Below are 12,030 nucleotides of genomic sequence, written 5' to 3' on the forward strand. Positions count from 1 at the left end.
GGAGGCTCCGCGTCTCCGGAATGCGGCGGCCGATGATCCTATGTGGCTGCGGCGAGTGCCTGGACGAGCTGGTCAACGGTCGGGCTGCCCGCGAGACCATCGGGGGTCGAGTACACGCGGCAGGTCAGGCCATAGGTCTGGGCTGCGGCGGGAAACGGGTCACGGCCGTCGATCCGGATCGTGGGTGATCCGGGGAACCAGAGGGCTTGGGCCTCCTCGTCCGTCTTGACGGTGCGGAGGGTGACGTCGATGTCGTGCTGTCCGGTGGCAGTGAGCGCTTCACCGAGGCGGTGGTGAGCAACGTGCCAGTTCGGGCAGCCGTCGAAGTAGAGCAGTTCGATGTGCACGTCTTCATCGTGCCCTGATGCCGGGTGGGAGCGGACGATCAGGCAGCCATCATGACGAGCATGGTGCACATCGTGCCGCCCATGCCGATGTGGGCCGTCAGGGCTGCGCCCGGTGACGTACCCGGCGGACGACGGCGACGCCCGTTGCCGGCTGCCGCGTCTGACCGGCGCCTGTCGCCTCCCAGGCGGGCCTTGTCCCAGATGGAGATGGCCAGGGAGGCGACGAACACGACGATTGCGTCGGGCAGGGCGAGCAGTCTGCGTGACCAGCGGCCCCTGTCTGCGCCGCGGCCCCCAGCCGCCCTCCGGTCGGTGCCACGCAGCCGCGCCCACACGGATGCGACGATGGAAAGCAGGAAGTATGCGGCGAGCGCGACCAGAACGACTCGCCACACGGAAGCCGACCCCGTAGTCGCGGCGCTATGGGCAGCGCCGGTCGTCACTCCGTGACCGGTCATCCCCGAGGCATGGCCCATGCCATCCATCCCGGACATGCCCGCCATCTCCATGGCGTCGCCCGATTCGGCGGAGCCGTGCCCATGTCCGTGACTCGTGCCGGACATCGAGTGTCCGCCCAGAGCCAGGACCGGTTGAGAGTCGGTACCGGGCATGGCGAGCGTCATGATCACCATGGCGGCGCTGCCGATGATGTGGTGTGCCCAATGGCGGCCATGGCGCCAGCCGTTCCGCCGGGTGTGGTGCACGGACAGGGCGACGCCGGCCAGGCCGACGGCGGCGAACGCAGTCACCCAGGACAAGCTGTGGTCCCCGAAGCTGGCCGCGGTAGCGGGTAGGAACATCGCGGTCATCCCGCCGGCCATGATGAGGTCGCCTGCGGCAGCGAACCTGGTCTCATTGCTCTCCGCCGCAGCCAGTCGGGCAGCGCTCACGACACTCACGAGGGCGGCGACCGCCGCCAGCGTCCAGTTCAGAGCCGGACTCCCCATCGCTGCCCTCCGCGTGGTCTTCCGTCGTCCCCAGGCTGTTGTCTACGGACGCTCTTAGTACGGAGTCGCGTCGAAGAACGCTCAATGGAGGGGGAGGGCCGTGGCGATGGACTCCGCACAACCGGTGCGGTTCGGCATTGGGGCAGGGGTCAGTGCGGCGACCGCAGTCCGGCCAGCGTGACCGTGACGAGTCGGCGGACTGCGGGTTCCGACGGCAGGTTGCCCGCAGCTGACAGGGCATGGAGGCAGTAACTCGCCAGTTCCTCGGGGGCCACGTCGTCCCGGAGCGCGCCAGCCGCAGCGGCCTCCGCCAGCAGCTCCCTGAAGAGGTCGACGAGTTGTTGCTCGGCGTGAGCGACGTGTTCGGGGCGATGCAGAAGAGCCGCGAGTTCCTCGGAGCCGTGGCGTCCGCGGTGATAGCAGATGTACGCGTAGCGTTCGAGCACTGCTTCCAGCCGCTGGACGGCGTCGCCCGTCCCGTTACGGAGCTCGGTGAGGTGCTCCAGATGGCTCGTGACGTGTCGTTCATGGTGAGCGACCAGGATCGCCTCGACGTCCGGGAAGTACTTGTACAGGGTCGCTCGGCCGATGCCGGCCTTCTCGGCGATCTGGGACATCGTCACCGACAGCGCTCCGTGCTCGGTCACCAGCTCCCACGCGGTGTCCAGGATCGCCTCGCGCACCGTACGGCGGTGCTCCTCGATCGTCTCGCTCCACAGCTTCGGCACCACCTCACTATACGCCGCGACGGGTCCGCGTCAGTCCGTCTTGACATAGACAGTCTGTCTCGAAAAGTATGGGCGGCGAAAAACCTGCACCACTGCGCAGTAGAGGAGACGACGATGGCTGACTCCCGCCCTTCCGAGGGGTCCATGGGTGGGCGAGCCGACCGCGAGGCGCCCCCCGGCGCACCGCGCTGGGCGAAGGTGTTCGGGATTGTCGCCGTCGCCGCCCTGGTTCTGGCGTTCGTCCTGATGCACGCCGTCGGCGGCGGGATGCGTGGCCACTGATGGCGATGCCGCCGCCCCTGCGCAAGGTCGCGCTGACCGCCCATGTCGCGTTCTCGGTCGGCTGGCTCGGTGCGGTCGCCGGTTTTCTAGCCCTGGCCATTGCGGGGCTGACCAGCAGTGATGCCCAGGTCGTCCGTGGCGCCTATGTCGCCATGGAGGTCATCGGCTGGTTCGTCCTGGTGCCCTTCAGCCTCGCCTCGCTGCTCACCGGGCTCATTCAGGCGCTGGGAACCACCTGGGGCCTGGTCCGGCACTACTGGGTTCTCTTCAAGTTCCTGATCTCCGTCGTTGCCACGGTCCTGCTGCTGGTGCACATGCAGGTGGCCGGTCACGTGGCAGACGCTGCGGCCGCCTCAAGCCTGTCCGGCGGGGACCTCAAGGGGATGCGGATCCAGCTCCTGGCTGATGCCGGCGCCGCCCTGCTGGTACTCCTCGTCGCCGTGGCTCTGTCGGTGTACAAGCCGCGGGGCCTGACCCGGTACGGGTGGCATCGACAGCGGGAGCAAGCCCAGCAGCGGGGCGGTACCCAGCCGACGCCTGTGTCGTAGTGGTGCGGCCGCTCCGCGGGCGACGGTTACCCCGCCCGGGTATATTGAGGCAGTCGTTCCACCGGAACTCAGAGGGAAGCGATGACAGCACGGGCAGTCTGGGCCCTGCGGACCCGCGCATCGCGCGGCGCCGTCCGCTGGGCGGGTGCTGCCGTCATCGCTCTGCTCGCTGCCCTCGCCGTACTGATTCACCACGAGACGGCAGTTGCGGCGACCAGCTCAACACCTTCTTCTGCCACCCACGTGATGCCACCCGGCATGGCGATGGCGGACAGCCGATCCGCACCTGAGCCGATGCCCGGGCACGCACACGAAAGTGGCCCCGAGCAGACCGCAGAGCCGATCGTCACCGCACCTCCGATGAGCGGTGCTCACGGGCAAGCGTGTTCCGGTATGGCCATGCAGCACTGTGCGACCGCGAGCTTCGAGGTCGTGAAGCTCGTGCCACCGACACAGTCCCGGGAATCCTCCGGTCTCGCCTCGTACGGCGCGGTCACAGCAGCACCCAAGATCGCCGGGGCGGCGGACCGGGCGCCGCCGGACCTGTCTGTCCTCTCCCAGCTGCGCATTTAGGCCGTGTCCAACGGCTCCGGCATGCCTTTGTCATGTCGAGGAGCCGTCCCCGCACGCCAGCTCACGTATGCGCACACTGAGATCGAGGACAACCCATGAACAGCATCAACCGTCGCTCCGTCCTGCTCGCCGGGCTCGGCGTAGCGGGCGCCGGCGCGCTCGCCGCCTGCAGCAGCGGCTCCAGCACGACACCCGCCCTGGTCAACCCGTCCGGCTCGACTGTCGCCGCAGCCGAGAAGAAGCGGAAGGGTACCGGCAGGACGCAGCAGGTGACCCTGACCGCCGCGCCCGCCATGCTCGACCTCGGCGGGGGAGTCATGGCCAGGAGTTGGGCCTTCAGTGGCCAGGCACCGGGCAAGGAGATCCGCCTGTCCGCCGGCGACACCCTGGCCGCCGAACTCTCCAATCAGCTGCCGAACAAGACGTCGACGTCCGTCCACTGGCACGGCATCGCCATGCGCAACGACATGGACGGCGTTCCCCCGGTCACCCAGCAGGCCGTACGGGCGGGCACCAACTTCACCTACCGCTTCGTCGCCGACGCGCCCGGCACGTACTTCTTCCACCCCCACGTCGGTGTCCAGCTCGACCGGGCCCTGTACGCGCCGCTGATCGTCGAGGATCCCAAGGAGCCGCTGTCGTACGACGACGAGTGGGTCGTCGTCCTGGACGACTGGGTCGACGGTGTCACCGGCACCCCCGACGAGGTCCTCGCCGAGCTGCGGCAGGGCATGGGCGGCATGGACATGGGCGGCCACTCCAGTTCCAGCGGCCATGAGGGCCACGACATGGGTGACATGGGCGGGATGGACATGGGGGAGGACTCCTCCTCCCCTTCGGCCTCGACCTCGTCCGGCGGGATGTCGATGCGGTTCATGCTGATGGGCGCCGAGAGCGAACTGCTCGGAGGCGACGCCGGCGACGTGAAGTACCCCTACCACCTCGTCAACGGCCGTGTTCCGGCCGCCCCCGACATCTACGAGGACAAGCCCGGTAAGCGCATCCGGCTTCGCATCATCAACGCGGGCGGTGACACGGCGTACCGGGTGGCGCTCGCCGGCCACAAGCTGACCATCACGCACACCGACGGGTTCCCCGTCGAGCACCAGCAGGTCGACGCCCTGCTGATCGGCATGGGGGAGCGGTACGACGTTCTGGTCACCCTGGGCGATGGCGTCTTCCCGCTCGTCGCCCTGGCCGAGGGCAAGAACGCCACCGGCATGGCCCTGGTGCGTACGGCATCCGGCAGCGCGCCGAAGCCGACCGTCCGCCCGAAGGAACTGAACGGCAGGATCCTGACGGCGTCCGAACTTCGCGCCGCTGCCGACGTCCGCCTGTCGCCCAAGAAGGTGGACCGCGTGCACCGTGTCGAGCTGACCGGCGGCATGGACAAGTACAACTGGGCCATCAACGGCAAGGCGTTCGACATGCACGACCCGGCAGCGAGTCCCCTCACGATCGAGGAAGGGCAGCGGGTCCGCCTGGACTTCGTCAACACCACGGAGATGTGGCACCCGATGCACCTGCACGGCCACACCTACCAGCTCGGGGACAGCGGCCCGCGCAAGGACACCTCCATCGTGCTGCCGAAGAAGAAGCTGTCCGTCATCTTCGACGCCGACAACCCTGGCCAGTGGATGCTGCACTGCCACAACGCGTACCACGGAGAGGTCGGCATGATGGCAGTGGTCGCGTACCAGAGCTGATCGCTCCCGCTGCATCCGGTACCGGGGCCGGCTTCGTCCGTCGGCCTCGGCACCCGGGTGGCTGGGGGACACTCTCGGCGCCCCAACTCGTGGGCTCGCGCTCGTAGACTCTGGACGCATGGCCGCCGACAGCCCTGCCCACCTCATCTCCCAGCTCACCAGGCAGCAGCCCCAGGAGATCCTCGGCACACCGGAGAGTGAGTGGGTCGACTTCAAGAGCATCGGACCCAAAGGGCCGTACGACCTTTCCACAGAGAAGGGCAAGTTCGAGCTGGCGAAGGACGTCGCCGCGTTCGCCAACGCCGGCGGCGGCCTCATCGTGTGTGGCCTGAAGGCGAAGCAGCGGCCCACCGAGCTCTACGAGGTCGCGGAGAAGCTGACGCCCTTCGCCAAGTCGTTGGTCAACAGCACTTCGTACAAGGACGTCATCAAGGAATACGTGCGCCCGTTGCTCAAGGTGAACTACCTGTGGTTCGACCACCCCGCTGACGATCCTGACGCATCCGGGCACTACCTCGTGATCGAGGTGGCGGCGCTTCCCGAGTCCGACCGGTGGGCGCTCGTCACCCGGGGACTGACCGAGGACGGAAGATTTGTCAAAGGCAGCTGGACCGTCCCCATCCGCAACGGCGACACCACGGCCAATCTCTCGCCGGACGAGGCTTACCGGCTTCTGAACGACGGCCTGCGCGTGCGAAGGGAACCCGGCGCCAACGCCCCGGCACCGGCACCGCCCGCGGACCGGGCGAAGACGCGGGCCGCCTTGCGAGCCCGCCTGGACATGGACGACGTACCGGTCCTGTTCTTCCAGAGCACCCCTGACCACCCCAAGGGACTCCTCGCAGGCATGTACGCCACCGGCGGCCTGCGTGATCTCCTGCGTAACCAGGACACACTGCGCGACGCCCACGCTTTCAACTTCGCTTCCGTCTACCACCGGCCCGAAGCCCACGAGGGTGGCCTACTCCTCATGAATCCGCCGCGGCAAGGGCTGAGCGTCGAGTCCGACGGAGCGGTCACGGCGGCCCTGGCCGCGACAGCGGACATGCTCGGCTGGGCGATGGACCGCTACCAGGGCGGCGCGGACAGCAGGATCAGCGTCTTCGTCCTCACCGAGATCACGCTCGAGTACTTCCGGCTCGTCGACGAGCACGTTCTGCCGCTGGTCGACGGTTCGTGGACACACCGGATCGTTGCTTCCGACTTCGCGCGCCCGCCGGCCCGCACCCTCGCGGCCGGGGACGACCCCACCTTCCCGCTCCGCGGCGCCCCGCAGACGGCGACCAGCAATGCGTGGAACCACAGTTGGCACGCCCTGGGGGACCCCGAACGAGACGCCTATGAGGCCCTGCGGCACCTCTACGCCCTCTTCGGCCTCGACGTCACGGACAATCCCTTCACCGACGGCGACCGGGTGAGCACAACACTGCTGATGACCAAGCAACCCTGACGGTCTTCTCTCCGGAAGCTGCTTCTCGGCTCGGCGACGTCTCAACAAGGCAGGCCGAGGTCGCGGCTGACCGCCTCGATGGCGGGGCGGATCGCCTCGCCCGTGCCGGACACAGCGCGAGCGGAGCTGTCGGCCAGCGTACGGGCCGTGCGCAGTACGCCACTGAGCTCCTGGAGTTCGGCGATTCGGCGCTGTGCCTCCGCGAGGTGTTTGTCGAGTAATTGGGCGACCAGGGCGCAGGGTGATCCGCCGTCGCGTTGCACATCGAGGATGGTCTTGATCTCCTTGAGTGTCAGCCCGAGTGCCTGGGCCCGGCGGATGAAGCGGAGGACGCGCAGATCCTCCGGTCGGTATGTGCGGTAGCCGGCGGCGGTGCGGGCGGGAGGGGCAATCAGTCCGTGGGCTTCGTACAGGCGCAGGGCCTTGGGGGTGAGTCCAGTCTGCTGGGCGACGCGGCCGATGGTGAGCATGCGGGTGCTTCCTTCGCGAGGCGTGCTGGTTTGACCTTGTCCCAGGGGCAGGGTTCTAACGTCCGGATCATGAGTGAGCGGATCGGCGAGCAGATCGTGGCGAGCCCGTTGAGCAGTGCGTGTGCCGATGTGCTGGTGCGAGCTGAGCACGCGTGTCTGGGGATCAGTCCCTTCAACAGCTATTTCTCGGTCGGGCGGATTCGTGCGCTGGCTGCTTGGGCGTACGAGCGTTTCGCGCGGGTGGACTTCTTCGTGCCGGACGCGCCGAGTGCGTACACCTTCGAGGCTCTCGGCTATCCGGCGGAGAAGGCGGCGTGGAAGGCGCGGCGGCAGGGGCAGTACACGCGGAACAAGATCCGTACCGCACTCGACGCCCTCGGAGTCGACCACGCCGCAGGGCGGGTGTGGGGCTGGGCCGAGCTGGAGGGCAGCCCTGCCTTCGCGCGCCTGCATGCGGAAGGGCGCCGGCTGTACGAGCAGGAGGCGGAGTTCCGTGATGCCTGCCAGGACGCGAGCGAGTGGGTACTGGCCGGGAAGCTCCCGGCCGGCGCTGTGCCGGACGAGCGACAGGTCGAGTGCGCCGTGCGGTACTTCCTTGCGGAACTGCCCCTGTTCGTCGACACTCCCGCGGTCGTGGGCACCGAGGCGTCCGTCTTCTGCTATCACCGGCCGCCGGAGGTCCTGCGCCGCTTGTACAGGCGGGAGTTGGCCTGGCAACCCGCGCCGGGCCAGGGCTTCGCGGTGGTCTCCTCGCTGAACTGAGCCTGCTGATGGGGATGGTTCAGTGTCCCTGCCCTGCGGACATCGGCAGTCGTTCGGTGAAGGTCTTTCCGCCGTCGCGGGATTCGTACACGCCGTCCTGGGTGGCGGCCAGGATGCGGTTCGCATCGAGGGCGGTCAACGCCTGGGGTTGTCCGCCGGGGACAGTGCCGGTCTTCTTCCAGGTGGTGCCGTTGTCGGTGCTGCGATGCAGACCGCCCGCGAGGTCGATGCCGTACAGGGCGTCGGCGGTGGGCCAGGAGAGGAAGGCCAGGACCTGGCCGGAGCCCTTGCCGAACTTCCGCCCGCCGTCTGTGCTCTTGGCCACGCCCGACTCGGTGGTGGCAAGCAGCAGGCCCGGGTCATTCGGGCTGACGGCGATGTCCAGGGCGGCCAGTTCGGCGCGGCTGTCCCAGGTGGTGCGGTTGGTGCTGACACGCAGCACGCCGTTCGTGCTGTCGTACCCGTAGACGGTGCCGTGCGCGTACTTCAGTGCGTGGAAGTCGGTGGTGCCACCGAGGGACAGAGTCTTCCAGGTCTTGCCGGAGTCCGTGGACTGGATCAGGCCGCGGTTGGCGTGATCGCTGCTGCCTTCGGCAGGGTGGCCGCTGCCGAGGAAGGTCTTCGGGCCGATGACGGTGAAGCCCATGTAGTCGGCCGTGTCGCCAACTCGCTCGGATGAGCCGTTCGCGGATACGGCGATGACGCCCTGGTGAGTGGCGACGTACAGGCGTCCGTCGGCCGGGTCGACGCCCAGGCCGTGGACGTGGCTGACAGCGAGGTCATCACCCGTCTTGCCGGTGCCGGAGTCGGCGGAGCAGGCGGTCAGGACGGCCGCGAGGAGCACCGCGGTGAGAGCGGCGATCGGGCGGATGCGGGTCTTCATACGGGCTTCTCTCGGTAGGCAGGTGGTGGGGGTTACAGGGGGAGCTGGTACGCGCCGACCCAGTAGCGGAGTTCGCCGATCATCCAGTTCCAGGCGCCTGAGACCTGGAGCACGCCGACCAGAACCAGCAGGCCGCCGCCGATGACCGTCACCGTGCGGGCCTGTCGGCGGGTGAAGGACAGCACCCGCAGGGACCTGCCGAGCGCGAGGGTCAGCAGCAGGAAGGGGATACCGATGCCCATCGCGTACAGGAAGGACAGGAGGGCGCCCCTGGCAGCCGAGCCGGTGCCCATGGACAGCGAGACCACGGCGCCCAGGGTGGGACCGATACAGGGGGTCCAGCCCAGGCCGAACATCACACCCAAGAGAGGGGCGCTGGCCAGGCCGGCGGGCGGGGTGAACTGCGGCTTGAAAGTGCGGGACAGCAGTGGCACCCGGTTCAGGACACCCATGAACATCAGCCCGAGCACGATCGTCAGCAGGCCCAGGACCCGCGTGATGGTCTCCTGGTGGGCCAGCAGCACGTTGCCGAGCGAGCCGAAGAGCGCCCCGTACGCGGTGAACAGGGCCGCGAAGCCGGACACGAACAGTGCGGTGCCGACCAGGGCGTGGCGCCGTATCCGCCCGTCGGCCTGGCTCGCCTGGACGTCGGCGCCGGTCATGCCCGTGGCGTACGAGAGGTAGCCGGGCACCAGCGGCAGGCAGCACGGGGAGGCGACGGTGATGGCTCCTGCAGTCAGCGCGATCGGGGCAGCCAGCAGCAGGGAGCCGGAGCTGACGGTGTCGGCGATGGACAAGGCGGCGCCTTCCTCGGCGTACGGCCTCCCGAGGGAGGGCAGTGACGGGGCGGGTCGACAGGGCTCTATCTCCTATGTAGCTTAGGTCCTAAGTTGCATAGGTGATCGGCGGGGCACGCCTCCGGACCCGTGGTCCAGAGCCGTCACATCCTCCGTCACCTCGCCTCGTATCCGAGGAGTCCTGCCATGCGAGACCTGCTCTACCTCCTTCCCGCCCTCGCCTGCCCGGTCGGCATGGGCGTCATGATGTGGCTGATGATGCGGCCGAACCGCAGCAAGACGGTCGAGCCGTCGCCGGATGCAGCAGGCGCCGCGAACCAGGTCACGCCGGACCCGGAGGTTGCCTCCCTGCGCAAGGAGATAGCCGGTCTGCGGGCCGAGCTGGAGGGGCGCTCGGTGCCGTCGCGGACCCCGGAGCGCACTCCGTGACCGCTTTCGTCCTGCCGCTGCTGGCCACCGGGGCGGTCTTCGGGCTGACCTACGTCTTCTGCATCCGCCCCATACGCGCCGGCCGGGGCTGCCACGCCCCGGTCACCGGTGAGCCGAAGGCTGCCAGCCTGGAGATCAGCGCCCTGCGCAAGGAGGTGCGCCGCCTGCGCCGTCAGGTCGAGATGCGGTGCGACGGGCCCGCTCTTGACCGCGAGGCGCGCTGAGCATTCCCCTCGACAGCCGCGACGGTCCCCGTCAATCCCCCGTAACGCGGGGCCGTCGCGGCACCGCATGGGACAGCGGGGGCGCCGCCGGCGTGCCGGAGCGGCACCATGAAACCGACTGCCGAGCTGCCGTGAAGGAGGGCACATGACCACCACCGGCCGCAAGGAACTGCAACACCCGCGCTTCGCCCGCCAGTATCTGAAGATCGCTGACCAGTCCGACCGGCGTGGCGGTACCGCTCACCGTCAGAGGCTGCTCGCCGGGCTGGCCGGGCGCGTGCTGGAGGTGGGCGCGGGGCAGGGCCGCAACTTCCCGCACTACCCCGACACCGTGAGCGAGGTGGTCGCGCTCGAACCAGACGACACCTTGCGGGCCGCCGCCGAGAGGGCTGCCGCCACGTCGTCGGTGCCGGTCAGGGTCATATCCGGTGAGGCTGCTGAACTACCTGGCGGGGATGCGGTGTTCGATGCGGTGGTCGCCTCGCTGGTGCTGTGCTCGGTCGACGACGTGCCCGGCGCACTCGCGGAGATGAGCCGCGTCCTCAAGCCGGGAGGCGAACTGCGCTTCTACGAGCACGTTCGCTCGCCCCACCGCTGGATGGGCTGGCTGGAGGACGCGATCACCCCGCTGTGGAGCCGGGCCGGAGGCGGCTGCCATCCCAACCGGGACACCGAGGCCGCCATCCGCGCCGCAGGATTCACCATCACCGCCATCAACCGGTTCGGATTCTCTTTCTCCCCTTACGTCCCGAAGACGCTGCACATCGTGGGCAGCGCCGTACGGCCCTGAGGGCCGATCACGCGGACTTACCGCCGGTGCAGGCGGCACCGGGTTCGGGGGTCTGCGCGCCCTGGACGTACTTGTCGAGGAACTGGGCCACGCGTGGGTCGGACTGCTTCGTCACGTTGAGCTGGTGGCCCCAGGCGGTCAGGGTGATGGGGGAGACCTGGCCAAGATCCGGGCTCATCAGCGTGTATGGCGTCTTGGCGACCTTCGCGGCGAGTGCCTTGACGTCTGCATCTGCGGCTTTGTCGTTGTAGGTGACCCACACCGCGCCGTGCTCCATGGAGTGCACCGCGTTCTCGTTCTGGATCGGCCGTGTGTAGACGTTGCCGTTGCAGTTCTGCCAGACGGGGGAGTGGTTGCCGCCCGCAGGCGGGGTCATGGGGTAGTCGACCTTCTTGTCGACGTGGTTGCGGCTCAGCTTCGACCACGTCTTCTCGCCGGCGACCGGAGCGGCCTTGGCCTGTTCCTTGTCGTTGGCGGCGTCGATCAGGTACCAGCCGCCGCCCACCAGACCGGCGAGGATCGCGGTGGACGCGACGATGGTCATGATCCGGTTGCGACGCTCGCGGGCCCGCTCGGCGCGCCGCTGTTCTGCTATTCGGGCGCGGCGAGCCTCGGCCTTGAACCCGCTGGTGTTCTTGCCCTTGTTCTTGCCCGCATTCCTGGAATTGGCGGAAGCCATGGTGAAGTCCTCTGTGTGCAGGGTGAGTCGACGGATGCCGTGTGATCGGGGGGGAGCATCCGGTCTAGATCCGCAGCACCTGCAGGAGGTGAAGATCCGGGGCCCGGGGGCCCGCGGTGTACGGGGTGGTCGCCGGGGAGGCGACGGCCGGCCGCGTGTCCGGCCGGGCCGGCAGGACCAGCGGTTGCGGGTGCGGTCCGGGACCGGTCGTCGGCGTGTCGACGGCGGACTCCGAGCCGCACTGGTCGTGTGCACGAGACGGGCACGCGTGCTCGCGCACCTGGTCGTCCGCGCGGTCATGGGCGACCGAGGCGATGCCGGCGGGCTCGGGTGGCATCGCCGCCCCTTGGGCGCACAGGCATGACACACCGAAGAGCGTGGCCAGGGCTACGAGCAGGCCCAACACCACGGCTCT

General features: G+C 68.7%; 17 protein-coding genes. 9 read left to right on the forward strand and 8 right to left on the reverse strand.

What is annotated here, in order from left to right; all coding sequences use genetic code 11:
* Positions 1–38: 38 nt before the first annotated feature.
* The 3 genes from ABD198_RS09490 to ABD198_RS09500 form a co-directional block, all read right to left on the reverse strand.
* The gene (locus ABD198_RS09490) at positions 39–347 is read right to left on the reverse strand and encodes a DF family (seleno)protein (protein ID WP_285511775.1); all 309 of its coding nucleotides are present in this window, start codon (positions 345–347) and stop codon (positions 39–41) included.
* Between the two features lie 38 nt (positions 348–385).
* Positions 386–1,294: a DUF5134 domain-containing protein gene (locus tag ABD198_RS09495; protein WP_285511776.1), complete on the reverse strand. Its 909-nt coding sequence runs from the start codon at positions 1,292–1,294 to the stop codon at positions 386–388.
* Positions 1,295–1,443: 149 nt separating this feature from the next.
* Positions 1,444–2,022, reverse strand: a complete 579-nt coding sequence (locus ABD198_RS09500) for a TetR/AcrR family transcriptional regulator (protein ID WP_285511777.1) — start codon at positions 2,020–2,022, stop codon at positions 1,444–1,446.
* 114 nt (positions 2,023–2,136) lie between these two features.
* Between ABD198_RS09500 and ABD198_RS09505 the strand changes: the two genes are divergently transcribed.
* From ABD198_RS09505 to ABD198_RS09525, 5 genes are all read left to right on the forward strand, one after another.
* On the forward strand, positions 2,137–2,304 hold the full coding sequence (locus tag ABD198_RS09505; RefSeq protein ID WP_285511778.1) for a hypothetical protein: 168 nt from the start codon (positions 2,137–2,139) through the stop codon (positions 2,302–2,304).
* Positions 2,304–2,852, forward strand: coding sequence for a hypothetical protein (locus ABD198_RS09510; RefSeq protein ID WP_285511779.1), 549 nt, complete (start codon positions 2,304–2,306; stop codon positions 2,850–2,852). Before ABD198_RS09505 ends, ABD198_RS09510 begins: the two co-directional genes overlap by 1 nt.
* A 399-nt stretch (positions 2,853–3,251) precedes the next feature.
* A complete protein-coding gene (locus tag ABD198_RS09515; protein WP_285511780.1) occupies positions 3,252–3,425 on the forward strand; it encodes a hypothetical protein in 174 nt (57 codons plus the stop codon).
* Positions 3,426–3,520: 95 nt separating this feature from the next.
* On the forward strand, positions 3,521–5,131 hold the full coding sequence (locus ABD198_RS09520; RefSeq protein WP_285511781.1) for a multicopper oxidase family protein: 1,611 nt from the start codon (positions 3,521–3,523) through the stop codon (positions 5,129–5,131).
* A 118-nt stretch (positions 5,132–5,249) separates the two neighbouring features.
* Complete coding sequence (locus ABD198_RS09525; RefSeq protein ID WP_343999358.1) at positions 5,250–6,581, forward strand: AlbA family DNA-binding domain-containing protein; 1,332 nt, start codon at positions 5,250–5,252, stop codon at positions 6,579–6,581.
* Positions 6,582–6,622: 41 nt separating this feature from the next.
* On the opposite strand, the gene ABD198_RS09530 is transcribed toward ABD198_RS09525, so the two are convergent.
* On the reverse strand, positions 6,623–7,051 hold the full coding sequence (locus tag ABD198_RS09530; RefSeq protein WP_343999360.1) for a heavy metal-responsive transcriptional regulator: 429 nt from the start codon (positions 7,049–7,051) through the stop codon (positions 6,623–6,625).
* Between the two features lie 69 nt (positions 7,052–7,120).
* Here ABD198_RS09530 and ABD198_RS09535 point away from each other — a divergent pair, with 69 nt between their 5' ends.
* The gene (locus ABD198_RS09535; RefSeq protein ID WP_285511784.1) at positions 7,121–7,813 is read left to right on the forward strand and encodes a tRNA-dependent cyclodipeptide synthase; all 693 of its coding nucleotides are present in this window, start codon (positions 7,121–7,123) and stop codon (positions 7,811–7,813) included.
* Positions 7,814–7,832: 19 nt separating this feature from the next.
* Here the strand turns inward: ABD198_RS09535 and ABD198_RS09540 are convergent, their stop codons facing one another.
* Positions 7,833–8,696: a F510_1955 family glycosylhydrolase gene (locus ABD198_RS09540; protein ID WP_285511785.1), complete on the reverse strand. Its 864-nt coding sequence runs from the start codon at positions 8,694–8,696 to the stop codon at positions 7,833–7,835.
* A gap of 32 nt (positions 8,697–8,728) precedes the next feature.
* Positions 8,729–9,493, reverse strand: a complete 765-nt coding sequence (locus ABD198_RS09545) for a cytochrome c biogenesis CcdA family protein (protein WP_285511786.1) — start codon at positions 9,491–9,493, stop codon at positions 8,729–8,731.
* Positions 9,494–9,679: 186 nt separating this feature from the next.
* Between ABD198_RS09545 and ABD198_RS09550 the strand changes: the two genes are divergently transcribed.
* The 3 genes from ABD198_RS09550 (at position 9,680) to ABD198_RS09560 (ending at position 10,936) form a co-directional block, all read left to right on the forward strand.
* On the forward strand, positions 9,680–9,922 hold the full coding sequence (locus ABD198_RS09550; protein WP_285511787.1) for a hypothetical protein: 243 nt from the start codon (positions 9,680–9,682) through the stop codon (positions 9,920–9,922).
* The gene (locus ABD198_RS09555) at positions 9,919–10,146 is read left to right on the forward strand and encodes a hypothetical protein (RefSeq protein ID WP_285511788.1); all 228 of its coding nucleotides are present in this window, start codon (positions 9,919–9,921) and stop codon (positions 10,144–10,146) included. Before ABD198_RS09550 ends, ABD198_RS09555 begins: the two co-directional genes overlap by 4 nt.
* Positions 10,147–10,291: 145 nt before the next feature.
* The gene (locus tag ABD198_RS09560) at positions 10,292–10,936 is read left to right on the forward strand and encodes a class I SAM-dependent methyltransferase (RefSeq protein ID WP_285511789.1); all 645 of its coding nucleotides are present in this window, start codon (positions 10,292–10,294) and stop codon (positions 10,934–10,936) included.
* Positions 10,937–10,943: 7 nt separating this feature from the next.
* Here ABD198_RS09560 and ABD198_RS09565 read toward each other — a convergent pair whose 3' ends face one another.
* Positions 10,944–11,615 carry a thioredoxin-like domain-containing protein gene (locus ABD198_RS09565; RefSeq protein ID WP_285511790.1) on the reverse strand — a complete coding sequence of 224 codons (672 nt, stop codon included), beginning with the start codon at positions 11,613–11,615 and terminating at the stop codon, positions 10,944–10,946.
* A gap of 64 nt (positions 11,616–11,679) precedes the next feature.
* Entirely contained in the window at positions 11,680–11,952 is a 273-nt protein-coding gene (locus ABD198_RS09570) for a hypothetical protein (protein WP_285511791.1), read from the reverse strand.
* Positions 11,953–12,030 lie beyond the last annotated feature (78 nt).

This window comes from Streptomyces thermocarboxydovorans, assembly GCF_039524635.1.
In the GTDB taxonomy this organism is placed as follows: Bacteria; Actinomycetota; Actinomycetes; order Streptomycetales; family Streptomycetaceae; genus Streptomyces; species Streptomyces thermocarboxydovorans.

Excerpts from the sequence above, each read along its gene's own strand:
- ABD198_RS09495 (WP_285511776.1), bottom strand. The coding sequence starts at position 1,294 with ATGGGGAGTCCGGCTCTGAACTGGACGCTGGCGGCGGTCGCCGCCCTC.
- ABD198_RS09505 (WP_285511778.1), top strand. The coding sequence starts at position 2,137 with ATGGCTGACTCCCGCCCTTCCGAGGGGTCCATGGGTGGGCGAGCCGAC.
- ABD198_RS09510 (WP_285511779.1), top strand. The coding sequence starts at position 2,304 with ATGGCGATGCCGCCGCCCCTGCGCAAGGTCGCGCTGACCGCCCATGTC.
- ABD198_RS09515 (WP_285511780.1), top strand. The coding sequence starts at position 3,252 with ATGCAGCACTGTGCGACCGCGAGCTTCGAGGTCGTGAAGCTCGTGCCA.
- ABD198_RS09520 (WP_285511781.1), top strand. The coding sequence starts at position 3,521 with ATGAACAGCATCAACCGTCGCTCCGTCCTGCTCGCCGGGCTCGGCGTA.
- ABD198_RS09525 (WP_343999358.1), top strand. The coding sequence starts at position 5,250 with ATGGCCGCCGACAGCCCTGCCCACCTCATCTCCCAGCTCACCAGGCAG.
- ABD198_RS09530 (WP_343999360.1), bottom strand. The coding sequence starts at position 7,051 with ATGCTCACCATCGGCCGCGTCGCCCAGCAGACTGGACTCACCCCCAAG.
- ABD198_RS09535 (WP_285511784.1), top strand. The coding sequence starts at position 7,121 with ATGAGTGAGCGGATCGGCGAGCAGATCGTGGCGAGCCCGTTGAGCAGT.
- ABD198_RS09540 (WP_285511785.1), bottom strand. The coding sequence starts at position 8,696 with ATGAAGACCCGCATCCGCCCGATCGCCGCTCTCACCGCGGTGCTCCTC.
- ABD198_RS09550 (WP_285511787.1), top strand. The coding sequence starts at position 9,680 with ATGCGAGACCTGCTCTACCTCCTTCCCGCCCTCGCCTGCCCGGTCGGC.
- ABD198_RS09560 (WP_285511789.1), top strand. The coding sequence starts at position 10,292 with ATGACCACCACCGGCCGCAAGGAACTGCAACACCCGCGCTTCGCCCGC.
- ABD198_RS09565 (WP_285511790.1), bottom strand. The coding sequence starts at position 11,615 with ATGGCTTCCGCCAATTCCAGGAATGCGGGCAAGAACAAGGGCAAGAAC.
- ABD198_RS09570 (WP_285511791.1), bottom strand. The coding sequence starts at position 11,952 with ATGCCACCCGAGCCCGCCGGCATCGCCTCGGTCGCCCATGACCGCGCG.